This window comes from Massilia putida (assembly GCF_001941825.1).
GTDB classification, from domain to species: domain Bacteria; phylum Pseudomonadota; class Gammaproteobacteria; order Burkholderiales; family Burkholderiaceae_D; genus Telluria; species Telluria putida.
Genome location: NZ_CP019038.1, coordinates 4,447,092 through 4,472,816, shown reverse-complemented (window position 1 = coordinate 4,472,816; position 25,725 = coordinate 4,447,092). Strand labels below are relative to the sequence as shown.

Genomic DNA, 25,725 nt, shown 5'->3' with positions numbered 1-25,725 from the left:
TCAATGACCGTTCTGCAGGCGTTCGGCCACGATCTTCGGGGTGATGAAGACGAGCAGCTCGGTTTTGCGGTTCTCGCGCGACGTCGACTTGAACAGATTGCCGACGACGGGGATGTCGCCGATGAGCGGCACCTTGTTGTCGTTGCGGCTTTCGGTCATCTGGTAGATACCGCCCAGCACCACCGTGCCGCCGTTCTCGACCATCACCTTGGTCTTCACGTGCTGCGTATTGATGGCGAAGCCCGATGCGGTCGACTCGCCCTTCGAATCCTTGGCGACGTCCACGTCCAGCACGACGTTGCCGTCCGGCGTGATCTGCGGCGTGACTTCCAGCTTGAGGTTCGCCTTCTTGAACGTGACCGACGTGGCGCCGCTGCTCGTGGCCTGCTGGTACGGCAGCTCGACGCCCTGCTCGATGATGGCCGGGACGTTGTCTTCGGTGACGACGCGCGGGCTGGAGATGATCTTGCCCTTGCCGTCCGCTTCCAGCGCCGACAGTTCCAGGTTGAGGAAGCGGTTGGCGGCCGACGAGAACAGCGAGAACGCGATCGTCGGCGCGTTCGTGCCGTTGATGCCGGCCGCAGGCAGGTTCACCAGCTGGCTGTTGTTGAAGACGTCGGTGCCCGACGCCTGACCGGTCGTCTGGCCGACGCCGGTGAGGTTGCCGCCGATGGCCACGCGCTGGTTGCCGCTGACCTGGTAGCCGGCGTCGCCGCCGCGCACGCCGCGCAGATCGGCGAAACCGAGCTTGGCGCCGAGGTTGCGCGAGAAGCCGTCGTTGGCTTCCACGAGGCGCGCCTCGACGAGCACCTGCTTGGTCGCGATGTCGGTCTTCTGGATCAGCTTGCGGATGTCTTCGATCTTGGACGCGATGTCGGTCACGAACAGCTGGTTCGTGCGCGGATCGATGATGGCGCTGCCGCGCTTGGACAGCACACGGTTCCTGCCGCCGCCTTCGCTGCTCGCGGCGCCGCCCGCATCCAGGCCGAACACGCTGCGGAACGCTTCCGCCTTCTGGTAGTTCAGCTGGAAGATCTCGGAGCGCAGCGGTTCCAGGTCGGAGATCTGGGCCCGCTGTTCGAGTTCCAGCTTTTCCTTGGTCAGCAGTTCTTCTTTCGGCGCGATCCACAGCACGTTGCCGTTCTTGCGCATGTCCAGGCCCTTGGCCTGCAGGACGACGTCCAGCGCCTGGTCCCACGGCACGTCCTTCAGGCGCAGCGTGAGGTTGCCGGTGACGGAGTCGCTCGTGATGATGTTCAGGCCCGAGATGTCGGCGATCGCCTGCAGCGCCTGGCGCACCTCGACGCTCTGGAAGTTGAACGACAGCTTCTCGCCCCGGTAGCCCGTACCCGCGGCGCCGCCGGCCGGGCGGTTCGGGTCTTCCTTGACGGGCTTGACGTCGATGACGAGCTGGGTGTCGCTCTGGTAGACGCTCTGCTCCCAGTTGCCCTGGGTCTCGACGACCATGTGCGTGCTGTCTCCCTGTGGCGTCGTCGTGATGCGCGACACCGGCGTGCCGAAGTCGGTCACGTCCAGGCGGCGGCGCAGCGAGGGCGGCACGCCGGTTTTCAGGAAGTCGACCTGGATCTGCTGGCCGACCTGGCGTACGTCGACGGCGACCTGGCCGTTCGGCAGGTCGACGACGATGCGGCCTTCGCCGTTGCTGCCGCGGCGGAAATCGAGGTCGCGCAGCAGTTGCGCCGGCGCCGCCGCGGCGGCGGTCGTAGCTGCTGCCTGGCCGGCCGCGTCGACGGCGCGCGCCGGTGCGCCCGAGCCTTCGACGGTGACGATGACGTTCTTGCCGTCGATGGCGGCGGCGTAGTTCAGCACCCGCTTGAGGTTCAGCACGAGACGCGTGCGCTCGCCCGCCTGCACGACGTTCACGCCGCGCACGTCGCCCAGGTTGATGTCCTGTGCGTTCTTGCCGGTGGCGTTGGCGGTGGCGCCGAAATCGAGCGCGATGCGGGCCGGATTGGTAATCGAAAAGCCGATCGGGGGCTGCGTCAAAGCTTCCTTCATGGCCACCTTGATGACGACATTGCCGCCTTGCTGGTTGGCGCTGATCGACTCGATCGCGTTGTCCTGGGCCCAGGCGCAGGCCGTGGCCAACGCCAGCAGCACGCCGCCCTCGACGGAAAGGAATCGGGTCATTTATGGTTCTCCTTGGTTTGCAGCTCCAGCTTCGTCATGCGGCCGGTCCATTCGCCGGCGGCGTCCTGCACGACTTCGCGGATATCGACGGCATCTTCGCCCACGCGCGTGACGACGCCGAAATTCTGGCCGATGCGCTGGCCCGTCTTGACCTGGTACAGCGAGCGGTCGACCTGCAGCAGCGCGTAGCGGGTGCCGCCCTTCTCCATCATACCGACCATCTGCATGGTGTCGAGCGGGAAGGTTTCGAGCAGCTCGCGCGGGCGCTTCAGGTCCGGCTGGTTCGGGTTGTCGGAGGTCGCTGCCGCGCGGGCCAGTTCGCCCAGCAGCTTGTTCGGGTCGAACGGATCGACGGCGTCCTTTGCGCCATAGGCGTAGGGCAGGAAATCCTTGGGTTCGGGCAGCGGCTTCACGGTCGGATGCGTGTCGTGCTTCACCTGTTCCATCCAGTCGCGCACCTCGCGTACGTCGGAATCGCCGCAGCCGGCCAGCAGCGCGGACGCCAGCGCCATCCCCATCACGATGCGCGCGCTCATGCCTTGGACTCCTTGCCGGCGTTACCCTTCATTTTGGCCTTGCGCGATTTCGCCTGCGCATCCAGTTCGTCCTGGTCGAGGTAGCGGAAGGTCTTGGCGATGGCGTCCAGCGACAGCGTGCCGTCCTTAGCCGCAGTGAGCGTCAGATTGTTCAAGGTGACGATGCGCGGCATCTTGGCCATGTCGGCCGCGAATGCGCCGATGTCGTGATAGTGGCCCGTGACCTTGATGTCGATCGGCAGCTCGGCATAGTAATCCTTGACGACGACTTGGCCCGGCTTGAACAGCTCGAACTGCAGGCCGCGTCCGATGCCGGCCTGGTTGATGTCGGACAGCAGCGCCGCCATCTCGGCCTTGCTCGGCAACTGCTTTTCCAGGCGCTCGACGTAGCGGTTCACCTGCTGCTGCTGGGCTTCCAGCGCGTCCAGGTTGATCGCCTGTGCCATCTTGATTTTGTAGTCGTCGCGCAGCTTGAGTTCCTGCGCGGCCAGCGCATCCTGTTCCTCGAACTGGCCGTTCCAGTAAAAGAAGTAGCCGAGGCCGAGGACGGCCGCCATCACGCCGGCCGCGCACAACACGCGCGGCGCCAGCGGCCACAGGCCCGGATGGCGTCCCTGCAGGCCCTCGAACTGGGCCGCCAGGTCGGCGAAAGACTGTTTCAGATCGATGTTCATGACTTGGTGCCTGCCGTTGTTGCCGCGTTTGCGCCCGTTTTTGCGGTGGACGGCTTGCCGTCGTCGTCGTTCTGGCGGGCGCGCTTGATCGCGACGTACAGCGTGAATTCGACGACCTTGCGCCCGGTCTTGCTTTGCGCGAGCGTGGCCGCGCGGACTTCGGTCAGGTCCGGGCGTTCGAGCCACGGCGAGCCGCCTGACAGGTTGCGCAGCAGTTCCGCCACGCGCTCCTGCGACTGCGCATAACCGTTCAGCATGACGCGCTGGCCGTCCTGCTTGAAGCCCTTGAGGTACACGCCTTCCGGCGTCTGGCGCACCAGTTCGTCGAGCAGGTAGACGGGCTGGTTGCGGTCGCCCTGCAGGTCTTCGACAGCCTGCTGGCGCGCCTTGAGCGCCTCGATCTCCGATTTCAGGCTGGCGATCTTGCTGATCTTCTTGTCCAGTTCCGCGTTGGCGTTCTTGAGCACCAGGTTGCGTTCGTTCTGGACGGCGATGCGGCTGGCGTTGTAGCCGCCCACGAGCAGCACGAGCGCGGCGCCGGCCACGGCGCCCAGCGCCAGCAACGCGGCGAACGCGGTCTGCTTCTGCTTGCGCTTCGCTTCCCGGTGCGGGAGCAGGTTAATGCGGACCATCAGCCGAACCTCCGCAGGGCGAGGCCGCAGGCGACCAGATAGCCGGGCGCGTCCAGCCGCAGTTGCTGCTCGCGCACGCTCGGGCCCAGCTGCATGCCGTGGAACGGCGCCACGACGGACGTGGCGATGCGCGTGCGGCCCGCGATGATGTCGGGCAGGCCGGGCAGCTGGGTGCTGCCGCCGGCGAGGAGAATCTGGTCGATGCGCGTATACGGCGTCGACGTGTAGAAGAACTGAATCGCGCGCGTGACTTCCAGCGCGGCGTTTTCCAGCCACGGCGCGAGCAGGTCGGCGCGATAATTGTCCGGCAGGTCGCCCGCCTTCTTGCGCGTTTCCGCCTCTTCGAACGTGAGGCCGTAGGCGCGCACGATGTCCTGGGTCAGCTGCAGGCCGCCGAACGGCTGCTCGCGCTCGTACACGGTCTCGCCGTTCTGCAGCACCGACAGGTGCGTGGCGTTGGCGCCGATCTGGAACAGCGCGACGATGCGGTCGTTCGGGCCTTTGTCCGCATCCAGCAGGCGCTGCAGCGCGGCACGGGCGGCATACGATTCGATGTCCATCACGAGGGCCGTCAAGCCCGCCGCTTCGGCGATGGCGACGCGGTCCTCGACTTTTTCGCAGCGCGCGGCGGCCAGCATCACTTCCATGTCGTCGGGCGAATTGGCGGCCGGCCCGATCACGTCGAAGTCGAGGCTGACCTCGTCCAGCGCGAACGGGATGTACTGGCTGGCCTCGGACTCGACCTGCACTTCGAGCTGGTCTTCCGGCAGGCCGGCCGGCAGGATGATCTTTTTGGTGATGACGGCGGCCGGCGGCATGCCGAGCGCCACGTGCTTGATGCGGGTACCGCTCTTCTGCACGACGCGGCGCACCGCGTCCGACACCGCGTCGATGTTTTCGATGTTGCCGTCGACGACGGCGCCGCGCGGCAGCGGCTCCGCCGCATGGCGCTCCAGCCGCAATTCGCCCTTGCCGCCATCCGACAACTCGACCAGGCGCACGCCGGACGTACTGATGTCGAGCCCGACCAAGGGCGGGCTCTTTTGTCCGAACAAGGAACCTAGACTGATCACGAGCGCACTCCCTCTCTGCTACTGTTGCGTTCCAGGATGCCGGAACGGCTTTGAACGCCCGCGCGGGGAACTATTGGAAAATGTAGAAATACGATGCGCATATATCAGGCACCGTATTGAATCGTAGCAATACTGCTGTGCCAGGACAAGAAATTTCTACACGGGAACATATAGTGACGAAGCAGGAAAGCGACACTTCGTTACACTCTGATATCGATCAATATTGCAGGACTTTTCACACCTGTTGTCCGCTTGTCTAGGCGTGCCTCAGATACAAGCGTGACTTATAATGAAGCGGATCAATAAAGCGAGCCACATCCGCATGAAAGCATCCCAAAACGGGGCCAGCCCCGCGCCGCAGTCCACGCCGCCGAAACACACCCCCAAGCGCATCCTGTTGACCATCCTCGCCACGCTGGCGGGCCTGGCCGTCTGCGGCGTGCTGGTGGTCGTGTTCGCGCTGGCGATGGCTTATCCGAACCTGCCGGCCCTCGACACCCTCACCGACTACCGGCCGAAGATGCCGCTGCGGATCTTCACGGCCGACAACGTGCTGATCGGCGAATTCGGCGAGGAGCGCCGCACCCTCGTCCACTTCAAGGACATCCCCGACGTGATGAAGAAGGCCGTGCTCGCGATCGAGGACGACCGTTTCTACGAACACGGCGGCGTCGACTACTGGGGCATCCTGCGCGCGGCCGTGCACAACGCCACCGGCGGCACGCGCCAGGGCGCATCGACCATCACCCAGCAGGTGGCCCGCAATTTCTTCCTGTCGTCCGAACAGACCCTCAAGCGCAAGGCCTACGAGGCCCTGCTCGCGTACAAGATCGAGAAGAACCTCACCAAGGACCAGATCCTCGAGGTCTACATGAACCAGATCTATCTGGGGCAGCGCGCATTCGGTTTCTCGTCGGCCGCGCAGATCTACTTCGGCAAGGATCTGAAGGACATCTCGGTCGCGGAAGCGGCGATGCTGGCCGGCCTGCCCAAGGCGCCGTCGGCGTACAACCCGGTCGTCAATCCGAAGCGCGCGCGCGTGCGCCAACAATACATCCTGCAGCGCATGCACGACCTGCACTACATCACGGATGCCCAGTACGAACAGGCAAAGAACGAAGAACTCAAGATCAAGACGGACAGCACCGCGTTCGGCGTGCATGCCGAATACGTGGCCGAGATGGCGCGCCAGCTGGTCTACGAGCAGTTCAAGGAAGACACCTATACGCGCGGCCTGAACGTGTTCACGACGATCACCAAGTCCGACCAGGACGCCGCCTACCTGGCGCTGCGCCGCGGCGTGATGGACTACGAGCGCCGCCACCCGTACCGCGGCCCGGAAAAATACATCGAGATCCCGTCCACCAAGGGCGAGGCCGACGAAGCCATCGAGGCGGAACTGGCCGAGCATCCGGATTCGGACGACATCGTCGCCGCCGTCGTGCTGTCGGCGTCGCCCACGCAGGTGAAGGCAGTGCTGGCCTCGGGCGAGGACATCACGATCACCGGCGCCGGCCTGGCGTTCGCTAAGGACTGGCTGTCGCCGAAAGCGGCCGAGACCCGGCGCATGCGCCGCGGCGCCGTCATCCGGGTCACGCAGGACGGCGGCTCGTCGTGGAACATCACGCAACTGCCGGAAGTGGAATCGGCCTTCATCGCGGTGAATCCGGACGACGGCGCGATCCGCGCGCTGGTGGGCGGCTTCGATTTCAACCGCAGCAAGTTCAATCACGTGACGCAGGCCTGGCGCCAGCCGGGGTCCTCGTTCAAGCCGTTCATCTATTCGGCATCGCTGGAGCGGGGCTTCTCGCCGGCGACCGTCATCAACGACGCGCCGATCTCGTTCGACGCCGGGGCGACGGGCGGCCAGGCGTGGGAACCGAAAAACTACGACAACAAGTACGAAGGCCCGATGACGATGCGGCGTGGCCTGACGAAGTCGAAGAACATGATTTCGATCCGCATCCTGAACAAGATCGGCGCCCGCTACGGCCAGGAATACGCGACCCGCTTCGGCTTCGATCCCGATAAGAATCCGCCGTACCTGACGCTCGCGCTGGGCGCGGGCGCGACGACGCCGCTGCAGATGGCCGGCGCCTATTCCGTGTTCGCCAACGGCGGCTACCGCATCAGTCCCTACCTCATCTCCAAGGTGACGGATGCGGATGGCAAGGTGTTGTCGGAAGCCCGTCCGGACCGCGCCGGCGTCGACGCCAACCGCGTCATCGACGAGCGCAACGCGTGGCTGATGGACAGCATGCTCAAGGACGTGGCCCGCTACGGCACGGCGGCCAAGGCGTCGCAGGTGCTGAAGCGCCCGGACATCGCGGGCAAGACGGGGACGACGAACGATTCGATCGACGCCTGGTTCGCGGGCTACCAGCCGCACCTGGTGGGCATCGCGTGGATCGGCTACGACCAGCCGCGCAACCTGGGCAACAAGGAAACGGGCGGCGGCCTGGCGCTGCCGATCTGGATCGGCTTCATGCAGAAGGCGCTCAAGAACGAGCCGGTGCTCGACCGTCCGGTGCCGCCGGGGCTCGTGCAGTACGGCGACGAGTTCTATTACGCCGAGAACCCGCCGGGCACGGGGGTGCAGTCGCTCGACGTCGGCGCGGCACAGCCGGCGGCCGAACAGAAGTCGCGCGACGCCGTCCGCAACGAATTGTTTTAAAACCGGCGTTTTTACGCAGGGTCGGCATCTGAGGCCGGGGCCTCAGATGAAACATGCCCACGCGTAACGTTTGCGATAGGTTGGCGTTACGCGTGGGCACAGGTGCCCACCCTACCGGTCAATCAACCATTAATGCAATTTGACGGGTGCCCCGCCCTGCTGCGTGGCGAAATCGGACAACGAGGTGAAGAACTCCGTGCCGTCGCGCGTATTGCGCCATTCATCGCCCACGCGCTTGTAGTGGAAACCGCCGGCGCGCGCCGCGATCCACATCTCCTGCAACGGCGCCTGGCTGTTGACGATGATCTTCGAGCCGTTGTCGACGAACTCGATCTCGAGCACGTTGCCGCTGCGCTTGCACTCGACGTCGACGATATCCTGCTCGAACAGGCGGTCGAATGCCTGTTCGATCTCGTCCAGGGTGGACTCGGCCAGGGCCAAAAATTCGGATTCGGTCATGCTACACTCCAAGGTCTGCTAATCAAACCGTGATTCTAATCGTGAAGTCCCCATTTGCGCTCCTGACAAGCCTGGCGACCCTGATAGCGCTGTCGGCCTGCGGCCAGACCGGCCCGCTCTACATGCCCAAGCCGCCCACCCGGCCCGGCGCCGCGCCCACCGGCGCCGCCCCGTCCGGCACGACGAATACCACGGCAGCGCCGGCCGTCCAGATCACGCCGCCGGCCCCCGCCGCCGGCGTGACCGTCCCCGCCGCCGGCTCCAACGCCAACAATACGCAAGCCCCGAACCAGCCTCCGCCGGCCACCCAACAGTAAGCAAACGCACCCCCATGTCTCACTTCACCTACCAAGACGGCGTCCTGCACGCCGAACGCGTCCCCCTGTCCACGATCGCCACCGAACACGGCACCCCGACCTACGTCTATTCGAAAGCCCAGCTGCTGGAAAACTTCGCCGGCTACGCGCGCCCGTGCGCGGGCCGCGATGCGCTGGTCTGCTATGCGATGAAGGCGAATTCCAACCTGGCGATCCTCGACCTGCTGGCCCGGGAAGGCGCGGGCTTCGACATCGTCTCGGGCGGCGAGCTGCTGCGCGTGATCGCGGCCGGCGGCGATCCGGGCAAGGTGATCTTCTCGGGCGTGGGCAAGACCGCGGCCGAAATCGCGCTGGCGCTCGAGAAGGGCATCCTGTGCTTTAACGTCGAGTCGATTCCGGAACTGCACCGCATCAACGAAGTCGCCGGCCGCATGGGCAAGCGCGCACCCGTCTCGCTGCGCGTGAACCCGAACGTCGACCCGAAGACCCACCCCTACATCGCCACGGGCCTCAAGGCCAGCAAGTTCGGCGTCGCGTTCTCGGACGCGCTGGACACCTACCGCACCGCCGCCAAGCTGCCGCACCTGGACGTCGTCGGCATCGACTGCCACATCGGCTCGCAGCTGCTGGACGACGCGCCGCTGCTGGAAGCGCTGGACAAGCTGATCGAGCTGATCGACACGCTGGCCGGCGAAGGCATCCACATCCACCACCTGGACGTGGGCGGCGGCCTGGGCATCGACTATGGCACGGGCGAATCGTCGCCGGTGCCGATCGGCCACTACGTCGAGCGCGTGTTCGCGCGCGTGGACGCGTGGCGCGCCGAAAAACACGGCGGCCAGCCGATCAAGGTGATTTTCGAGCCGGGCCGCTCCATCGTCGGCAATACGGGGGTGCTGCTGATGTCCGTCGAGTTCCTCAAGCCGGGCGAGGAAAAGAATTTCTGCGTCGTCGACGCCGCGATGAACGACATGGCGCGTCCGACCCTGTACCAGGCCTGGATGGACGTCAAGCCGGTCGTGCAGCGTGACGGCACGGCCGTCACCTATGACCTTGTCGGCCCCGTGTGCGAATCGGGCGACTGGCTCGCGCGCGACCGCGACCTGGCCGTCGAGCCGGGCGATGTGCTGGCCATGATGGCGGCCGGTGCCTACGGGTTCACGATGGCGTCGAACTACAACACGCGCGGCCGCGCGGCCGAGGTGCTCGTCGATGGCGACCAGGTGCATGTGATCCGTCGCCGGGAGAATCCGGCGGATCTGTTTGCGCTCGAGACCGTCGTCAAGTAACGCTGATCGTGATTGATGCCCCCGGCATCAATCACTCCCGCCCGCGTGACCGGTCATCCGGCCACATCTGCGCCGCACACGCGGCGGCCTGTTCATTCCAGCGGCCGCCGAGGTCGAGACACCGTTCCAGCAGCCCATAGCGCGGCCGCCCCATGCCGAAAACGAGCACGAGGGCCAACACCACGACGATTACCAGCGCGAGGGGCCATTTCATGTCAGACAGTATGCATTAGCGTCTCCGATCATGATCGCACGGATGCAGGTGCAGGACGTTTATCGGTACTTTTTTCGACGCGCGTCCGGCCGACGCCCCACCACACGCGCAGCAGCAGGAGCACGGCGACCACGCTGCCCCAGACGATGGGCTGCTCGAAGTTGTGCTTGCCCGCCTTCATCCACCAGTAGTGCAGGATCGCCAGCGGCGCGATCACATAAATCAGCTTGTGCAGCCGGGCCCAGTTGCGGCCCAGGCGCTTGATCATCGCGTTCGTGCTCGTCGCGGCCAGCGGCACCAGCAGCACGAAGCACGCGAAGCCCACGGTGATGAACGGCCGCTTGAGCACGTCCTTCCACATCGCGGCCACGTCGAAGAAATGGTCGAACCACAGGAAGGTCATGAAGTGCATGAAGGCGTAGAAGAACGTGAACAGGCCGATCATGCGCCGCAAGCGGATCACCCAGTTCCAGCCCGTCAGGCGGCGCAGCGGCGTGACGGCCAGCGTCGCGCACAGCAGGTACAACGCCCAGTCGCCGCTGCCGTGCGTGAGGAATTCGACGGGATCGACCGGTACGCCCGTCGCCGTCAGCCACGCCATGCGCAGGAACGGCAGCAGCGCCAGCACGAAGATGACCGTCTTGAACCCCTTGAGCTGGGTCGGAGTGGGATTGAACGCCATGGCCGGCCCGCTCAGAAATTCTTCTTGAGGTCCATGCCCGTGTACAGCGAGGCGACCTCGTTATAGCCGTTGAACATCAGCGTCTTGCGCTTGGGCGTGAACAGCCCGCCCTCGCCGATGCGCCGTTCCGACGCCTGCGACCAGCGCGGGTGGTCGACGTTCGGATTCACGTTCGAATAAAAGCCATATTCCTCGGGCGCGATGCCGTTCCACGCGGTGCGCGGCTGGTCGCGCACGAAGCGGATCTTGACGATGGATTTCGCCGACTTGAAACCGTATTTCCACGGCACGATGACGCGCACGGGCGCGCCGTTCTGGTTCGGCAGCACCTGGCCGTACATGCCGACCGTCAGCAACGTGAGCGGGTGCATGGCCTCGTCCATGCGCAAGCCTTCGACGTACGGCCACTCGAGCACGCGGCTGCGTACGCCCGGCATCTGGCTGCGGTCGGCCAGGCTCGTGAATTCGATGTATTTCGCATTGCCGGTCGGCTCGACCTGGCGGATCAGGCTCGAGAGCGAGTAGCCGACCCACGGAATCACCATCGACCAGCCCTCGACGCAGCGCAGGCGGTAGATGCGCTCTTCCAGCGGCGCCAGCTTCACGAGGCGGTCCAGGTCGAGCGTCAGCGGCTTTTTCACCTCGCCCTCGATCTGCACGGTCCACGGCCGGGTGCGCAAAGTGTGCGCATTCGCGGCCGGGTCGGCCTTGTCTGTGCCGAATTCGTAGAAATTGTTGTAGTGGGTCGCGTCCTCGAACGGCGTCTGCTTCTCGTTCGTCGAGAAGGCCGGATTCCGCGTGGCCGGCAGCTTTTGGACCGCGCCCTGCGCGAAGGCTTCGCGGTTAGCCATTTCCCACAGCGAGGAGCCGGCCACGGCCGTCGCCGCGACCTTGGCGAGGAAGGCGCGCCGGCCTTCGTAGACCTCGCGCGGCGTGATTTCGGACGGGAACGGCAAATCGATGCCGTTCGGATTTTTTCTGATCAACATGGCGGCTCCGGCTGTAAATAGTGTTTCTCGCGACATATCAACGTTACACCATCTGCCGCCGCAGGATCGTCCGGGCGGCGATTTGTTACCAATTGCCGCCAACGGACATAATCGGACATATTCAGAGTCCGAGTCAGAGCTTGCCGTACGAGTGCAGCCCCGACAGGAACATGTTCACGCCGAGGAACGCGAACGTCGTCACGACGAGGCCGATGAGGGCCCACCACGCCGCCGCGCGGCCGCGCAGCCCGGACATCAAGCGCATGTGCAGCCAGGCCGCGTAGTTCAGCCAGACGATCAGCGCCCAGGTTTCCTTCGGGTCCCACGACCAGTAGCCGCCCCAGGCCTCGGCCGCCCACAGCGCGCCCAGGATCGTGGCGACGGTGAAGAACGCGAAGCCGACGGAGATCGCCTTGTACATGACATCGTCCAGCACCTCGAGCGCCGGCAGGCGGTCGGCCAGGATGCCGTGCGACTTCAGCAGATAGGCCGAACCGACCATCGCGGCCAGCGCGAACGTGCCGTAGCCGATGAAGTTGGCCGGCACGTGGATCTTCATCCACCAGCTCTGCAGCGCGGGCACGAGCGGCTGGATCTCGGCAGCGTCGCGCGCCACCGTGTACCACAGCAAAAAGCCGACGGCGGCCGAGATCACGAGCAGCACGAACGGCCCCAACTGGCGCGTTTTGTAGCGCTGTTCGTAGTACAGGTAGAACATGGCCGTGATCATCGAAAACAGGATGAACACTTCGTACAGGTTCGACACGGGGATGTGGCCGACGTCCGTGCCGATCAGGTACGACTCGTACCAGCGCACCATCATCCCGGTAAAGCCCAGCACGACGGCGGCCCAGCACAGCTTGGAGCCGACGCTGCCACCGAACGGCGAGCGCGTCAGCAGGCCGAGCCAGTAGAACCCGGTCGAGAACACGAACAGCGCGCTCATCCACAGGATCGCGGACTGGCTCGACAGCATGTATTTCAGGAAGAATTTCTGGTTGGCCGCGTCGAGCGAGCCGCCGTACAGCTGCACGGCCCACAACGCCAGCAAGGCCACGAGCGGCATCAGCCAGCGCACGGGCTTGAAGGTCCAGCCGACGAAGGCGAACACGGGCGCGGCCAGCACGAGGATCGCCTGCTCGTAGATGTCCATGTAGGCGCCGAAGCGGTTCAGGACGTACAGCGCGGCCGCCAGCAAGCCGGCGCCGAACAGCCAGTCGATGGCGCTCAAGCGCTTGAAGAAGCCGGGGGGCCGGGTGTACGCCGCGCCTTGCGCTTGCGATGCGGATGAAATGTCCATGGGTATCTCCTTTGTTGCTTGCTCTTTCAAGCTTACGCCGATTGCGGCAGTTTGTTCTTCAGGTCGTCGAATTCCCGCTCGAAATCGAGCGTTCTGCGTTGGGTGCTCATCGCCATCAGCGCGTGCGTGCCGCCGTCCGGGGCCGGCTTCACCCACACCCAGATGCGGCGCTCGCGGATGTAAAACATCGAGAAAATACCCAGCACCAGCAACAGACAGCCGACATAGACCACTTTCTTGCCCGGCGAGCGCGTCACCTGCAGCACCGACGCTTTGACTTCCTTGAAATCGTCCAGCGCCAGGAACACGGGCGCGCCATAGAAAAAGCTGTCGGACAACGCGTTCGTCGCCTGTTGCAGGAAGCGGCCGTGAGTCTCGGTGGGCGTCACGGGCGCTTCGCCATCGCGCGCACGCGCAGCCTGCCACAGCTCCCACATGGCGCCGTTGAGCATCTTCATGAACACGGTCGCCGCCTTTTCCTGCTCCGCCGCGGGGATGCGCTCGAGGAATTTCGAGACGGCCAGATAACCGCCCTGGTCGCCGTTGCCGGCAAAAATCGCCAGCGTCTTGGCGGCCGATTCCTGCAGCTGCGTGGCCAGCACCCCGCCCGCATCGCCCGGCGGCAGCGCGCGGGCGGCGTAGCGGCGTGCGGCTTCCTCGCGCAGCGACGGGTCGGCGAGCGCGGCGCGCAGGCGCATCCAATCGCGCAAGCCGTGCTGGTCGTCGGCCGGGATGCGCAGGAAGCTGAACGGATCGGACGGATTGCTGCGCACGCCGGCCAGGAACACCTCATGGCCTTCGAGGGTCACGGGCTGCATGTAGTTCAGGAATTCGCGCGCCTGGCCCGTCTTGTCGCGCAGCTTGTATTGCACGCTGGGCCCGACGTTTTTCAGATCCTTCTTGCCGACGTTCTTCGCGGCCGAGCCCGAGTGCTGGGACAAGGTCTGGGCGAACTGTTCCTCGAAACTTTTACCTTTCGCGACGGCGCGCGCATCGTTGTTCTGGCTGGTGTTCTCGACGTTGAACGGCCGGAAGCCCGACCACTCGACGGAGTACGTGTCGGTGCCCTGCTTGAGCTCGGTCGCATTGCCGACTTCGCCCTCGATGGCGAACGATTTGTCGCCGGTGCCCGTCATCGGCCAGCCCGTCAGCTTGAGCTTGCTGCCGCCATCCTCGAAGCTGGACTGGTAAACGGCGACGCCGCGGTAGATCAGCGGCTGGTTGACCTTGATGGTCGCGGGGAACGTTTTACCTGTCTCGTGGTCGCGGATCACGACGTCGCTGGCGAACAGCTTCGGCATGCCCGTCGAGTAGAAATCGATGTTGAATTTCTTTAGCTCGATGGTGAACGGCAGGTCTTGCACGAGGACGCCGTCGGCTTGCTGGAGCAGTGCCGTGTCGCTGGCCTGGCCTTCGGGAATCAGGGTGTTGCCGCGGAAGGTCGGGTTGCCGAGGCCGAGGCGGTGCTGCGGCGCGATCGCGGAGATCAGGCCCGTGCCCGCATACGGCGTTTTCCCCATGAACCATTCCTGGAAGCGGATCGGCAGGTTCGAATCGAGCAGGCCGCCCAGCAGGATCACGATGATGGCCGTGTGCGCGAAGATATAGCCGAACTTGTTGCCGGCGCCCTTCTTTGCGGCGACGAGCACGCCGCCCGGCTTGTCGACCATCTTCGTTTTATAGCCGGCGTCGACGAGGCGGGACGCGGTCTGCTGGGCCAGCGGGACCATGTCCAGCGGGGCCGTCCATTCGGTCCGGTGGTGGAAATTGCGCAGCGATTCCTCGCGCACGGCATCGCGCCAGCTGCGCATGTCGCGGATGAACTTCGGCGCATTGCGCGCGATGCACAGGCTCGTCGAGATGATCAGGAAACCCAGGATCAGCAGGAACCACCAGGCCGAATACACCGTGTACAGGCTCAGCTTGCGGAAGATCTCGAACCAGAACGGGCCGAACTGGTTCACGTAATCCGACATGCCGCGGTCCTGCTGCATGATGGTGCCGATGATGGCGGCAATCGCGATCATGACCAGCAAGGTGATCGCGAACCGCATCGAGGACAGCAATTCGACCGCTTCGGCCACGCCGCGCCGGCGCGTTTTCAGTTCAATTCCGGTGGTGCTCATCGACTTTCACTCTAAACACAACAACCAGCGAGCATACAACAAAAGGGCGCCCCGCTTCCGCGGTCGCCCTTCCCTGTTGTTCCCGCCAGTTTTTATTGTAGGCCGATTGGTCGGCTCGATTATCGTGGTCCGGCAATACCGGCCAATTACTTCAGGCCGGCGATATAGTCCGCCACGGCTTTCATTTCGTCATCCGACAGGCGCTTGGCCAGCGTGGCCATCTGCGGGCTGTTGTTGCGCGCGCCGGTCTTGAACGCCTGCAGCTGGGCGACGGTGTAATCCTGGTGCTGGCCCGCGATGCGCGGGTACTGGGCCGGGATGCCCGAACCGGTCGCGCCGTGGCAGCTGGCGCAGGCGGCCACGCCGCGGTCTGCGATGCCGCCGCGATAAATCTTGCGGCCCAGTTCCAGTGTGTCCTTGTTGCGGGCGGCGCCCTGCTTGGGCTGCTGCGTGGCCAGATAGGCGGCGATGTTTTTCTTTTCGTCGTCGCTCAGCATCTTGGCGTACGTCGTCATCACGGGCTGGTTGCGGGCCGGCGTCGTGAAGTCGACGAGCTGCTTGTGGATGTACGTGTCAATCTGGCCGGCCAGCTTCGGATTGGTGTTGATGGTCGAATTGCCGCCGGCGCCGTGGCAGGACGCGCAGGCCGGCAGGCCGCGGGCATTGTCGCCGGTGTCGTAGAGGGAACCGCCCTTGGCCGGATCGGCCTTGGCGGCCGCTGGGGGCGCGTGGGCCGCGTCCGCTGCAAGAGCGCTGCCCACGATGAGGAAACTGGCCAGCAAGGACTTCACGATCGCCGCGCATGCGGCCGGTTGAAACACACGATTCATTCAAGCACCCTGAAAAAGTCAAAGATTAACTGGGCCCAAAGGCCCGACTTGCAGTTACAGTGCAGCGGTCATGCTCGTGCCCTCCGCGTCGGCGTCCGGTCCTTCAGGCTCGCCGGCGGCAGGTAACTCCCTATTGTACAATAGCCTTTGTTTCCTGCCCTCACCTTCGTTGTCTTTTTCGCTCCACTTCCCTCATGTCCAAACTCTGGCAAGCCCGTTTCTTCACGACCGTCAACCAGCTGCGGGATCTTCCCAAGACGCAGGTGCCGGAAATCGCCTTCGCCGGCCGGTCCAATGCGGGCAAATCGACGGCGATTAACATTCTGACGAACCAGAAGGGTCTGGCCTTCGCGTCCAAGACGCCCGGCCGCACGCAGCACATCAATTTCTTTTCGATCGGCGGCGCCCACGTCGCCATGCACCGCAAGGACCCGACGAACGTCGATGAGATCCAGGGCCTGCTCGTCGACCTGCCGGGCTATGGCTACGCGGAAGTGTCGGGCGATGCCAAGCTGCACTGGCAACGACTGCTGGGCGACTATGTGCAGCGCCGCGAACAGCTGGCCGCGCTCGTCCTGATCATGGACTCGCGCCGCCCGTTCACCGAGCTCGACATCCAGATGCTGGAATGGTTCGCCCCGACGGGCAAGCCGATCCACTGCATCCTCACGAAGGTCGACAAGCTCAACCGCAACGAATCCGTCAACGCCCTGCGCCAGGCGCAGCAGGTGCTGGACAGCTATGTCGACGAGGAAGGCAACGGCTTCCCGTTCACCGTCCAGCTGTTCTCGGCGCTCAAGCGCATCGGCATCGACGAAGCCAACGACAAGATCATCGAACTGCTCGGCCTGGAGGACGATCCGGCCGATCCCGAACAACAATAAACTCAGGAACCGACATGCCGATCATCACGCCTTCGCAATACCCCGCCGTGCGCATGCGCCGCATGCGCCGCGACCCGTTCTCGCGCGCCCTGATGCGAGAGAACGTCGTCACGCCGTCCGACCTGATCTATCCCGTGTTCATCCTCGACGGCCAGAACCAGCGCCAGCAGGTGGCGTCGATGCCCGGTGTGGAACGCCTGTCCGTCGACCTGTTGATGAAAGTGGCCGAGGAAGCCGTCGCGCTGGGCATTCCCGTGCTCGCGCTATTCCCCGTCGTCGAGGCGTCGCTGAAGACGTATGACGGCGTCGAGGCGACGAACCCGGACGGCCTCGTCCCGCGCGCCGTGCGCGAACTGAAGCGCCACTTCCCGCAACTGGGCATCATGACGGACGTGGCGCTGGACCCGTACACGACCCACGGCCAGGACGGCCTGCCGGACGAGAACGGCTACATCGTCAACGAAAAGACGATCGCCATGCTGACGCGCCAGGCGCTCGCGCAGGCCGAGGCCGGCGTCGACATCGTGGCGCCGTCGGACATGATGGACGGCCGCATCGGCGCGATCCGCATGGCGCTGGAAGAGAAGGACTTCATCCACACGCGCATCATGGCCTACTCGGCCAAGTACGCGTCGGGCTATTACGGCCCGTTCCGCGAAGCCGTGGGCTCGGCGGCCAACCTGGGCAAGGCCGACAAGAACACGTACCAGATGGACCCGGCCAACAGCGACGAAGCCCTGCGCGAAGTGGCGCTGGACATCGCGGAAGGCGCGGACATGGTCATGGTCAAGCCGGGCATGCCCTACCTCGACGTCGTGCGCCGCGTGAAGGACGAGTTCAAGGTGCCGACGTTCGCCTACCAGGTCAGCGGCGAGTACGCGATGCTGCAGGCGGCGTTCCAGAACGGCTGGCTCGATCCGGACAAGGTCATCATGGAAACGATGATGTCGTTCAAGCGTGCCGGGGCGGATGGGGTGCTGACGTATTTCGCGATGGATGTGGCGCGGCGCTTGAAAGCCGCGGCGTAAAACGAAAACCGCGCCGAGGCGCGGTTTTTTGTTTTATCGCGGCGGTTTGTATTCCGGGAACATTTCCTTGTACAGGAAGTTCATCAGTTCCTGCGTATCCTGCGGCCTTGCCGACAAGGTGACGACGCGGTTCAGGCGATGCGAGTCCCACTCGAAGTCGCCGCTCTTTTCCTTGCGGATCAGTTCGATCATCTTCTTGACGATGGCCGTCTCGATGTCCGGCTCGCTGCCGCGCTCGACCGTCACGGCCGTCAGCCAGCGGCGCTTGAAGTTCGGGTTCCAGCCGCGGAATTTCAGGTCGGCCGTGCTGAACGTCTTGTTGGTGACGCTGAACACGCCGCCCGTCTCGTTCGGGTCCTGGCCGCCGCGGCCGTTGATGGCGGCGATGTTCGCGAGCGCGTTGCGCGTGCCGCGTGACGCTTCGCTTTCCTCGGCCTGGTCCGTCTGGGCCGGCGCGCCGCGGCGCTTGCGCTGGGCGTCGATATAGGCCTGCATGTCGACTTCCTGCGGCGGCGCCTTCGTCTCTTCCTTGGTCGGCTTCGGCTTTTCCTCCGCCGGCTTAACGTCCGGCACGGTGATCGTGTTCGGCAGGCGCGGCATGCGGATCACACGCGGCGGCGCCAGCTTCGATGGCGCCTCCTTCGCGGTCTTTTTCGGTGCCTGCTCGGCCGGCTTGGCGGCGGGCTTGTTCGGTTTCAGCGGGGGCAGCCAGACGACGGCTTCGCCGGCCTTCGGCGGCGCATGGCGTTCCGTCTTGGGCTGGACCAACCAGATGGCCACGAGCAGCAGGTGCAGCGCGATCGTGATCGCGATACCGGTGCGGTTCGGGCCTTTTTCACCATAGGTGACCACTTTCCGTCCAGGCAGCGGTTGGCCGCAATGTACGCAGACATCGCTGTCTTCCATGGGGATGTGGGAATGGTCACGCAAAATAGTGAAGGCCCCTGGTCAGGGGGCAGTAAAAAGATATTGACGAGGCGCAGTCTAACCCGTTTGGTTTTTCTGCGCACGCGCTGTTAAGGATCTGTAATCAGAGTACAAGCTGGGTAGCTTAAAGGTTGTTACAGTGTGTATCAACCTTGCGCCAAGGAATCGGTCGATGTGAAATGGGTTATGCCCTCATTTCACATCGCCACGTCATTCCCGCGCACGCGGGAACCCACGCTGAGTGTCTTGGCCCGCTCAGTATGGGCCCCGCCTTCGCGGGGCGCGGTTAAGCGACCTTGCTGAGCATCACCTTCGGCCCCTGCTCCATCTCGACGACCTGCGCATCCGTCATCGGCCCGCTGCCGCTGTACTTGTCGAGGTACAGGTAGATCACCGGCGTGATGTACAGCGTGATCACTTGCGAGAAGATCAGCCCGCCGCACACGGCCAGGCCCAGCGGCTGGCGCAGCTCGGCGCCGGCACCCAGGCCGAGGGCGATCGGCAGCGCGCCCATCAGTGCCGCCATGGTCGTCATCATGATCGGGCGGAAGCGCAGGATGCACGCCTCGCGGATCGCCCGCTCGGGCGTCATGCCCTGGTTGCGCTGGGCGTCGAGGGCGAAGTCGATCATCATGATCGCGTTCTTCTTGACGATGCCGATCAGCATCAGGATGCCGATGATGGCGATCATCGTCAGGTCCAGATTAAACAGGCGCAGCGTCAGCAGCGCCCCCACCGCGGCGGACGGCAGACCGGCCAGGATCGTGATCGGGTGGATAAAACTCTCGTACAGCACACCCAGCAGCACATAGATCACGCCGACGGCCGCCACGATCAGGATCAGCTGGCTCGACTGCGAATCCTGGAACACGGCCGCGTCGCCGCCATACTTCGTGATGACGGACGCGGGCAGCTTCATGTCGCGGCCCATCTGTTCGATGGCGGCGGTGGCGTCGCCGAGCGGCGCGTCCGGCGCCAGGTTGAACGACAGCGTGATCGCCTGCAACTGGCCCTGGTGGTTGACGGCGATGGGGCCGACCGTGCGTTTCACCGTCGCCACGCTGGACAGCTGCACGAGCTGGCCCGTCTTGCTGCGCACCGACAGGCGCGACAGCGCGTCCTCGAACTGGCGGTCTTCGTTGGCCGTTTCCAGGATCACGTAATAGCTGGCCGCGCTCGAATAGATCGTCGACACCTGGCGCTCGCCGAACGCCGCGTACAGCGCCGTGCGGATGTCGCCCAGCTGCACGCCCAGCAGGTTGGCCTTGTCGCGGTCGATGTCGAGCTTGGCCTGCAGGCCCTTGTCCTGGGTGTCGCTGGTGACGTCGCGGAACAACGGGTTGTTGCGCATGCGCTCCATGTACTCGTTGGCCCACTGGCTGATGTCCGCGCCGGATACGCTCTGCAAGGTGTACTGGTAGCGGCTCTTGCTCTGGCGGCCGCCCAGTTGCAGGTTTTGCACCGGTGCCATGTAGACGTTGACGCCCGGGATCTTGTGCGTGGCCTTGCGCAGACGGTCGACCACCTGCGGCATCTTGTCGCGCTGGTCGCGCGGTTTCAGCACGATGAACATGCGGCCGCTGTTGCCGCCGCCCGAGAACGACGTGACGTCTTGCACGGCCGGGTCGGCCTGGACCACATCGGCGACCTTCGTCTGCAGCGTGACCATCGCGGACGACGAAATGTCCTCGGCGGCCTCGGTCGTCAGACGCAGCTGGCCGATGTCTTCCTCCGGAAAGAAGCCTTTGGGAATGGTCGTGTACAGCACGACGGTCAGCGCGAACGTACCGAACGCGATGATCAATACGACGAAGCGGTGCTTCAGCGCCACGTCGAGCGTCGTTTCGTACGCGTTGCGCAGCAGCGTGAAGCCGCGTTCGAAATGGCGGCCGATGAAGCTCTTCTCTTCCGTGTGGTCGTGGCCGTGCGACGGCAGCAAGCGCGAGGACAGCATCGGCACGAGCGTCAGCGACACCGCGGCCGACACCAGGATGGCCAGGCCGACGATGACGGCGAATTCGTGGAACAGCAGGCCGATCACGCCCGGCATGAAGAAGATCGGAATGAACACGGCGACGAGCGACACCGAGATCGACAAGATGGTGAAACCCATCTCGCGCGAGCCGTCGAGCGCCGCGCGCAGCGGCTTCTTGCCCATCTCGATGTGGCGCACGATGTTTTCCAGCACGACGATGGCATCGTCGACGACGAGGCCGACGGCGAGCGTGATGCCCAGCAGAGAAATGTTGTCGAGGCTGTAGCCGAGCCAGAACAGCAACGCCAGCGCGCCCAGCAGCGAGATCGGCATCGTGATCGCGGGGATGAACGTGGCCGACGCGCGGTGCAGGAACAGGAAGATCACGAGCACGACGAGGCCGACCGTCAGCGCCAGCGTGAAGTTGACGTCGTGGATCGCCTCGCGGATCGACTTGGAGCGGTCGTTGACGAGGTTGATCTTGATGGACGCGGGCAGCTGCGACTGGAAACGCGGCAGCAGGCGGCGCACGCCGTCGACCACTTCGACCGTGTTCGCGTTCGGCTGGCGCTGCACGAGCAGCACGATGGCGCGCTCGCCATTGTAGGCGCCGAATGCGCGGGTCGACTGGTAGCTGTCCTCGACGGTGGCCACGTCCTTCAGGCGCACCGGCAGGTTGTCGCGGGTGGCGACGATCAGGTGCTCGAAATCGGCCGCCTTCATCATCTGCGCGGGGCCCTGGATGGTCAGCGTCTGCTGCGGACCGTCGAGGATGCCCAGCGCCGAGTTCGAGTTGGCCGAGCGCAGCGCCGTCGCCAGCTCGTCCATCGTGATGTTGCGGGCATTCATGAGGTCGGTCTTCGCGCGCACGCGCACGGCGAAGCGCTTGCCGCCGTTGACGGACACCTGGGCGACACCCGGCAAGGTCGAGATCGCGGGCGACACGAGGTTTTCCGCGTAGTCGTTCAGCTCCGACAGATTCATCGACGGCGACGTCATCGTCATGAACAACACGGGCGCGTCGGCCGGGTTGACCTTGCGGTACGACGGCATCGTCGTCATTTCCTGCGGCAGCTGGCGCTGGGCCGCGAGCAGCGCGGCCTGGACGTCGACGGCGGCCGCGTTGACGTCGATCGACGGATCGAATTCCAACGTGAGCGACGTGCTGCCCTGCGTGCTCGTCGACGTGATCAGGTTGATGCCGGCGATCGTCGAGAACTGCTTTTCGAGCGGCAGCGCGACGGACGACGCCATCGTCTCGGGGCTGGCGCCGTCCAGGTTGGCATTGACGTTGATGACGGGCGTGTTATAGCTGGGCAGCGCCGCGACGGGGATGTGGGAATAGGCCAGGATGCCGACCAGGATCAGGCTGATCGACAGCAGCACGACCATCACGGGCCGGCGGATGCACAGTTCGGACAGATTCATCGCGTTCAGCCCTTGTCGGCCACGTGGACGTCTTTACCTTTGCCCAGCTCGGAGGCGAGCCGCACCCGGGCGCCGGGACGCACGTTCTGCTTGCCCTCGGTAATGACTTGTTCGCTGCCGGCGAGACCGCTCACGGCGGCAACCGTGCCGGCGCCGTACACGCGCTGCACGGGCACGAGGCGTGCGGATTGGTCTTTCTCCAGCACGTACACGAACGTGCCCTGGGCATTGGTGATGATGGCGTTCTGCGGGATCACGACGGCATTCTTGAGCGTCTGCACGATGAGCTTCGTGTTCACGTACTGGCCGGGCCACAGGGTCGTTTCGCGGTTGTCGAACTCGGCCTTCACCTTGATCGTGCCGGCCGCCGGGTCGACGGTGTTGTCGACGAAGCTGAGCGTGCCTTTGACGGGAGGCAGGTCGGCGCCCGGCAGTGCTTCGACCTCGACCTTGCCGCGCTTCTGGGCGGCCAGCAGGCCGGGCAGGCTCGATTCGGGCAAGGTGAACGCGACGGTGATCGGGTCCAGCTGGGTGATCGTCGTGAGCGACGTCGCCGGCTGCACGAGGCTGCCCGGATAGACGTTGATGCCGCCCACACGGCCGGACATCGGCGCGCGGATGGCCGTGTAGCTCGTCGCGACGCTGCTCGCGCGCGCGGCCGCGACGTCGGACTGCAGGGTGGCGCGGGCCTGGTCGACCTGGGCGTGCAGGGTGTCGACGGCGCTCTGGGCGATGAATTTCTGGGCAAACAGATCCTGGCTCCGCTTGAACTGGCGCTCGAGGTCGGCCAGCGACGCGCGGTCGCGCTCGACCTGGGCTTGCGCCTTGTCGAGGTTGGCGCGGTCGGCGCGGTCGTCCAGCGAGAACATCAGCTCGCCCTGTTTGACGAACTGGCCTTCCTTGATGTGGACCTGGCGGATGGTGGCCGTCGTCTGCGGGTGCAGGTCGACGGTGCGGATCGGCGTGACGGTGCCGTTGGCCTGCTGCACGACGGCGACGTCCTCGCGCTGCGGCGCCACGACGTTGACGACCGCCGGCGGCTGCTCACCCTTGCCCTTGCCGCCCGGGGCGGCGGCACCGTCGGCGTGCGAATCGGGCCCGTGATTCACGGTCCATGTACCGGCGCCGACGGCCACGACGATGCCGACGACAATCGCGATATTCTTGCTTTTCATTCCACTCCCTGTGCCGCCGTCGGCGGTCGATCTCTTATATTATTTATGCGATGAGGATGACGCCGGCCGGCAAGGCCCAGCCTCCGTCAAGAATTGTCCCACACGGGTGTAACAGCATTGTTTCTGTCGGGACGATTTTTTTGCTTACTTGCCTGGGTAGTATTCCGGCAGCATCAGGGTCGCTTCGAGGCCGCCTTCCGGGTGGTTGACGAGGCTGATGCTGCCGCCGTGCTGCTCGGCGATGTTGCGCGCGATCGTGAGCCCCAGACCCGTCCCGCCCGACTCGCGCGAACGCGACGTTTCCACCCGGTAGAACGGGTCGAACACACGCGCCAGCTCGCCGCCCGGGATGCCGGGGCCGGTATCGCGGATGCGGATGCGTGCCGCGCCGTTGATGCGGTCGACGCTGACCTTGGCCGTGTAGCCGTATTTGACGGCGTTGTCGATCAGGTTGACGAGGCAGCGGCGCAGGTCCATCGGCCGGCCCAGCAGCGCCATGCCGGCATGGCCGGACAGGGTCACGCGCTGGCAGCTCTCGGCCGCGTCGGCGACCACGGAATCCAGCAGCGAGTCGAGGTCCAGCATCTGCATGGCTTCCGTCGTGTCCATGCTGCGCGCGAGGTCGAGGCCTTCGCGCACCATCGCCTGCATCGCCGACAGGTCGCCGATCAGGCGCTCCTTCAATTCCGGCTCGCTGACCTTTTCCAGGCGCAGGCGCATGCGCGTGAGCGGCGTCTGCAGATCGTGGGTGATGGCGGCCAGCATCTGCGTGCGCTGGAAGATGTACTGGCGGATGCGCGCCTGCATCGCGTTGAACGCGGCGCTGGCCTGGCGGATCTCGTCGGCGCCCGTGAGGTCGAGCGGCGGGTGGTTGATGTCGTTGCCGAGGTCTTTCGCGGCCTGCGCCAGCTGCTTCAGCGGCCGCGTCGTCATGCGCGCCACGAGGTAGGCGAGGAAGGCGACGCTGACGAGGAAGATCGAAATGGTCCACGTGTAGTCGGTACGCTGCGGCGACGTGGCCGAGCGCGGCGGCAGCACGGACAGCACGAGCTCGTCGCCGTCGCGCAGGCGCACGCTGATGCTCTCGCACGTGCCGCGCCACTTCATGCGCAGCAGGCCGAATACGACGGGCTGTTCGCGCGCCGTCGCGCACGCCGCCGGACGCGCGGCGAGGGATCGCATCACATAGCCTTTGCCCATGCGGGCCGCGAGGGCCTGGGTGAATTCGGAATTGCCCGGCGCAAGCGCGGCCGGGACAGTGTCGACGTCGACGAGCCGCATGCCGGGGCGGTTGGCCACGTCCAGGTAGGCCTTGCGCGCGGACTCGGGGACGATCTCGGTGGCCATGATCAGCTGTTCGGCACGGTCGAGATTGTGCAGGTCGCGGAATTCGTCGATGACGTGCTGGCGCTCGGCGTCGGCCAGCAGCTGGGTCAGCGCGGCCGTGAGCAGGATGCCGAGCAGCAGGGTGGCAAACACGCGGCCCGTCATCGAGCCGAGGAAAGCTCTCACGCGCTCGGCTCCACCGTAACCTGGCCGGCCAGCACATAGCCGCCGTTGCGGACGGTCTTGATGATCTGGGGCATGCGCGCATCCTCGCCCAGCTTCTGGCGCAGGCGGCTGATCTGGATGTCGATCGAGCGGTCGAACGGATCGGCGTCGCGGCCCTGCGTGAGGTTCAGGAGCTGGTCGCGGTTCAGCACGCGGTTCGGGTGTTCCAGGAACACGCGCAGCAGGCGGAACTCGGCGCCCGACAGCATGATGATCACGCCCTGCGGATTGACGAGGTGGCGCGCGGTGAGGTCGAGCGTCCAGCCCGAGAATTTCATCTGCTGCACGTTTTCCGCCTGCGAGTTCGGCGGCATCGCGTGGCTGCGCCGCAGCACGCTGCGGATGCGCGCCAGCAGTTCGCGCGGCTCGAACGGTTTCGGCAGGTAGTCGTCGGCGCCCATTTCCAGGCCGAGGATGCGGTCCAGCGGCTCGCTGCGGGCGGTCAGCATGATGACCGGCATGGTCGAATGCGCGCGCAGCTTGCGGCACAGCGTGAGGCCGTCGTCGCCCGGCAGGTTCAGGTCGAGCACGATCAGGTCCGGGCGCGACTCGTCCAGGATTTTCCACATGGCGTTGCCGTCGGCCGCGGCGAGCGCGCGGTAGCCGTTCGCTTCCAGGTAATCGGCCAGCAGCGAGCGGATATCGCGGTCGTCGTCGACGATCAGGATGGTAGATGGATTGTCCATGTCGTCATTATCGCGACTTGTCGGAGCCCTGAACAGCCACTTTGTATCGGCTTGTATATGGATCTTCCAGGGAAACAAATTGATACAAAGAACGAGACAGCGGAAACGCTGCGCTTACATCTGCC

Annotated in this window: 22 protein-coding genes; 5 read left to right on the top strand and 17 right to left on the bottom strand. The window is 65.0% G+C overall.

From position 1 onward, the window contains the following. Genes BVG12_RS22060 through BVG12_RS22040 form a run of 5 tightly spaced genes read right to left on the bottom strand, consistent with a single transcriptional unit; the run spans window position 1 to window position 5,066 of the window. Window positions 1-2,151: a type IV pilus secretin PilQ gene (locus BVG12_RS22060; protein WP_075794266.1), complete on the bottom strand. Its 2,151-nt coding sequence runs from the start codon at window positions 2,149-2,151 to the stop codon at window positions 1-3. Continuing rightward, on the bottom strand, window positions 2,148-2,687 hold the full coding sequence (locus tag BVG12_RS22055; RefSeq protein WP_075794265.1) for a pilus assembly protein PilP: 540 nt from the start codon (window positions 2,685-2,687) through the stop codon (window positions 2,148-2,150). The genes BVG12_RS22060 and BVG12_RS22055 overlap by 4 nt, the downstream gene beginning before the upstream one ends. Next, window positions 2,684-3,361 carry a type IV pilus inner membrane component PilO gene (locus BVG12_RS22050; protein ID WP_075794264.1) on the bottom strand — a complete coding sequence of 226 codons (678 nt, stop codon included), beginning with the start codon at window positions 3,359-3,361 and terminating at the stop codon, window positions 2,684-2,686. Before BVG12_RS22050 ends, BVG12_RS22055 begins: the two co-directional genes overlap by 4 nt. Continuing rightward, the gene (locus BVG12_RS22045) at window positions 3,358-3,993 is read right to left on the bottom strand and encodes a PilN domain-containing protein (RefSeq protein WP_075794263.1); all 636 of its coding nucleotides are present in this window, start codon (window positions 3,991-3,993) and stop codon (window positions 3,358-3,360) included. The genes BVG12_RS22050 and BVG12_RS22045 overlap by 4 nt, the downstream gene beginning before the upstream one ends. Continuing rightward, window positions 3,993-5,066 carry a pilus assembly protein PilM gene (locus BVG12_RS22040; protein WP_075794262.1) on the bottom strand — a complete coding sequence of 358 codons (1,074 nt, stop codon included), beginning with the start codon at window positions 5,064-5,066 and terminating at the stop codon, window positions 3,993-3,995. The genes BVG12_RS22045 and BVG12_RS22040 overlap by 1 nt, the downstream gene beginning before the upstream one ends. Before the next feature lie 322 nt (window positions 5,067-5,388). Between BVG12_RS22040 and BVG12_RS22035 the strand changes: the two genes are divergently transcribed. Continuing rightward, a complete protein-coding gene (locus BVG12_RS22035; RefSeq protein ID WP_075796498.1) occupies window positions 5,389-7,740 on the top strand; it encodes a penicillin-binding protein 1A in 2,352 nt (783 codons plus the stop codon). 129 nt (window positions 7,741-7,869) lie between these two features. Here BVG12_RS22035 and cyaY read toward each other — a convergent pair whose 3' ends face one another. Continuing rightward, window positions 7,870-8,199 carry an iron donor protein CyaY gene (gene cyaY, locus BVG12_RS22030; RefSeq protein ID WP_075794261.1) on the bottom strand — a complete coding sequence of 110 codons (330 nt, stop codon included), beginning with the start codon at window positions 8,197-8,199 and terminating at the stop codon, window positions 7,870-7,872. Between the two features lie 41 nt (window positions 8,200-8,240). Between cyaY and lptM the strand changes: the two genes are divergently transcribed. Next, window positions 8,241-8,516 (top strand): LPS translocon maturation chaperone LptM, encoded by a 276-nt coding sequence (gene lptM, locus BVG12_RS35240; RefSeq protein WP_075794260.1) that lies wholly within the window; start codon window positions 8,241-8,243, stop codon window positions 8,514-8,516. A 14-nt stretch (window positions 8,517-8,530) separates the two neighbouring features. Continuing rightward, window positions 8,531-9,805, top strand: a complete 1,275-nt coding sequence (gene lysA, locus BVG12_RS22020) for a diaminopimelate decarboxylase (protein ID WP_075794259.1) — start codon at window positions 8,531-8,533, stop codon at window positions 9,803-9,805. Window positions 9,806-9,836: 31 nt separating this feature from the next. On the opposite strand, the gene BVG12_RS22015 is transcribed toward lysA, so the two are convergent. From BVG12_RS22015 to BVG12_RS21990, 6 genes are all read right to left on the bottom strand, one after another. Further along, a complete protein-coding gene (locus BVG12_RS22015) occupies window positions 9,837-10,019 on the bottom strand; it encodes a hypothetical protein (protein WP_036239466.1) in 183 nt (60 codons plus the stop codon). A gap of 28 nt (window positions 10,020-10,047) precedes the next feature. Next, window positions 10,048-10,701, bottom strand: coding sequence for a protein-methionine-sulfoxide reductase heme-binding subunit MsrQ (msrQ, locus tag BVG12_RS22010; RefSeq protein ID WP_075794258.1), 654 nt, complete (start codon window positions 10,699-10,701; stop codon window positions 10,048-10,050). 11 nt (window positions 10,702-10,712) lie between these two features. After that, complete coding sequence (msrP, locus tag BVG12_RS22005; RefSeq protein WP_075794257.1) at window positions 10,713-11,690, bottom strand: protein-methionine-sulfoxide reductase catalytic subunit MsrP; 978 nt, start codon at window positions 11,688-11,690, stop codon at window positions 10,713-10,715. A gap of 133 nt (window positions 11,691-11,823) precedes the next feature. Further along, window positions 11,824-12,990 (bottom strand): c-type cytochrome biogenesis protein CcsB, encoded by a 1,167-nt coding sequence (ccsB, locus tag BVG12_RS22000; protein ID WP_075794256.1) that lies wholly within the window; start codon window positions 12,988-12,990, stop codon window positions 11,824-11,826. A 32-nt stretch (window positions 12,991-13,022) separates the two neighbouring features. Then, complete coding sequence (locus tag BVG12_RS21995; protein ID WP_075794255.1) at window positions 13,023-15,116, bottom strand: cytochrome c biogenesis protein ResB; 2,094 nt, start codon at window positions 15,114-15,116, stop codon at window positions 13,023-13,025. Between the two features lie 146 nt (window positions 15,117-15,262). Beyond that, a complete protein-coding gene (locus BVG12_RS21990) occupies window positions 15,263-15,946 on the bottom strand; it encodes a c-type cytochrome (RefSeq protein ID WP_075794254.1) in 684 nt (227 codons plus the stop codon). 194 nt (window positions 15,947-16,140) lie between these two features. Here BVG12_RS21990 and yihA point away from each other — a divergent pair, with 194 nt between their 5' ends. Continuing rightward, the gene (gene yihA / locus BVG12_RS21985; protein ID WP_075794253.1) at window positions 16,141-16,830 is read left to right on the top strand and encodes a ribosome biogenesis GTP-binding protein YihA/YsxC; all 690 of its coding nucleotides are present in this window, start codon (window positions 16,141-16,143) and stop codon (window positions 16,828-16,830) included. A gap of 14 nt (window positions 16,831-16,844) precedes the next feature. Then, a complete protein-coding gene (hemB, locus tag BVG12_RS21980; protein ID WP_075794252.1) occupies window positions 16,845-17,858 on the top strand; it encodes a porphobilinogen synthase in 1,014 nt (337 codons plus the stop codon). Window positions 17,859-17,891: 33 nt separating this feature from the next. On the opposite strand, the gene BVG12_RS21975 is transcribed toward hemB, so the two are convergent. From BVG12_RS21975 to BVG12_RS21955, 5 genes are all read right to left on the bottom strand, one after another. Then, window positions 17,892-18,710 (bottom strand): hypothetical protein, encoded by an 819-nt coding sequence (locus BVG12_RS21975; protein WP_229503681.1) that lies wholly within the window; start codon window positions 18,708-18,710, stop codon window positions 17,892-17,894. Window positions 18,711-19,071: 361 nt separating this feature from the next. Continuing rightward, window positions 19,072-22,188: an efflux RND transporter permease subunit gene (locus BVG12_RS21970; RefSeq protein ID WP_075794250.1), complete on the bottom strand. Its 3,117-nt coding sequence runs from the start codon at window positions 22,186-22,188 to the stop codon at window positions 19,072-19,074. A 5-nt stretch (window positions 22,189-22,193) separates the two neighbouring features. After that, window positions 22,194-23,363, bottom strand: a complete 1,170-nt coding sequence (locus BVG12_RS21965) for an efflux RND transporter periplasmic adaptor subunit (protein WP_075794249.1) — start codon at window positions 23,361-23,363, stop codon at window positions 22,194-22,196. Between the two features lie 144 nt (window positions 23,364-23,507). Beyond that, the gene (locus BVG12_RS21960; RefSeq protein WP_083685302.1) at window positions 23,508-24,875 is read right to left on the bottom strand and encodes an ATP-binding protein; all 1,368 of its coding nucleotides are present in this window, start codon (window positions 24,873-24,875) and stop codon (window positions 23,508-23,510) included. After that, window positions 24,872-25,600 (bottom strand): response regulator, encoded by a 729-nt coding sequence (locus BVG12_RS21955; protein WP_075794247.1) that lies wholly within the window; start codon window positions 25,598-25,600, stop codon window positions 24,872-24,874. The genes BVG12_RS21960 and BVG12_RS21955 overlap by 4 nt, the downstream gene beginning before the upstream one ends. Window positions 25,601-25,725: the final 125 nt, after the last annotated feature.

Bases quoted from the DNA above. Each gene is read 5' to 3' on its own strand.
- BVG12_RS22035 (WP_075796498.1), top strand. From the start codon at position 5,389: ATGAAAGCATCCCAAAACGGGGCCAGCCCCGCGCCGCAGTCCACGCCG.
- msrP (WP_075794257.1), bottom strand. From the start codon at position 11,690: ATGTTGATCAGAAAAAATCCGAACGGCATCGATTTGCCGTTCCCGTCC.
- yihA (WP_075794253.1), top strand. From the start codon at position 16,141: ATGTCCAAACTCTGGCAAGCCCGTTTCTTCACGACCGTCAACCAGCTG.
- cyaY (WP_075794261.1), bottom strand. From the start codon at position 8,199: ATGACCGAATCCGAATTTTTGGCCCTGGCCGAGTCCACCCTGGACGAG.
- BVG12_RS21965 (WP_075794249.1), bottom strand. From the start codon at position 23,363: ATGAAAAGCAAGAATATCGCGATTGTCGTCGGCATCGTCGTGGCCGTC.
- hemB (WP_075794252.1), top strand. From the start codon at position 16,845: ATGCCGATCATCACGCCTTCGCAATACCCCGCCGTGCGCATGCGCCGC.
- BVG12_RS22015 (WP_036239466.1), bottom strand. From the start codon at position 10,019: ATGAAATGGCCCCTCGCGCTGGTAATCGTCGTGGTGTTGGCCCTCGTG.
- BVG12_RS21990 (WP_075794254.1), bottom strand. From the start codon at position 15,946: ATGAATCGTGTGTTTCAACCGGCCGCATGCGCGGCGATCGTGAAGTCC.
- msrQ (WP_075794258.1), bottom strand. From the start codon at position 10,701: ATGGCGTTCAATCCCACTCCGACCCAGCTCAAGGGGTTCAAGACGGTC.
- BVG12_RS21955 (WP_075794247.1), bottom strand. From the start codon at position 25,600: ATGGACAATCCATCTACCATCCTGATCGTCGACGACGACCGCGATATC.
- BVG12_RS22050 (WP_075794264.1), bottom strand. From the start codon at position 3,361: ATGAACATCGATCTGAAACAGTCTTTCGCCGACCTGGCGGCCCAGTTC.
- BVG12_RS21970 (WP_075794250.1), bottom strand. From the start codon at position 22,188: ATGAATCTGTCCGAACTGTGCATCCGCCGGCCCGTGATGGTCGTGCTG.
- BVG12_RS22055 (WP_075794265.1), bottom strand. From the start codon at position 2,687: ATGAGCGCGCGCATCGTGATGGGGATGGCGCTGGCGTCCGCGCTGCTG.
- ccsB (WP_075794256.1), bottom strand. From the start codon at position 12,990: ATGGACATTTCATCCGCATCGCAAGCGCAAGGCGCGGCGTACACCCGG.
- lysA (WP_075794259.1), top strand. From the start codon at position 8,531: ATGTCTCACTTCACCTACCAAGACGGCGTCCTGCACGCCGAACGCGTC.
- BVG12_RS21995 (WP_075794255.1), bottom strand. From the start codon at position 15,116: ATGAGCACCACCGGAATTGAACTGAAAACGCGCCGGCGCGGCGTGGCC.
- BVG12_RS22045 (WP_075794263.1), bottom strand. From the start codon at position 3,993: ATGGTCCGCATTAACCTGCTCCCGCACCGGGAAGCGAAGCGCAAGCAG.
- BVG12_RS22060 (WP_075794266.1), bottom strand. From the start codon at position 2,151: ATGACCCGATTCCTTTCCGTCGAGGGCGGCGTGCTGCTGGCGTTGGCC.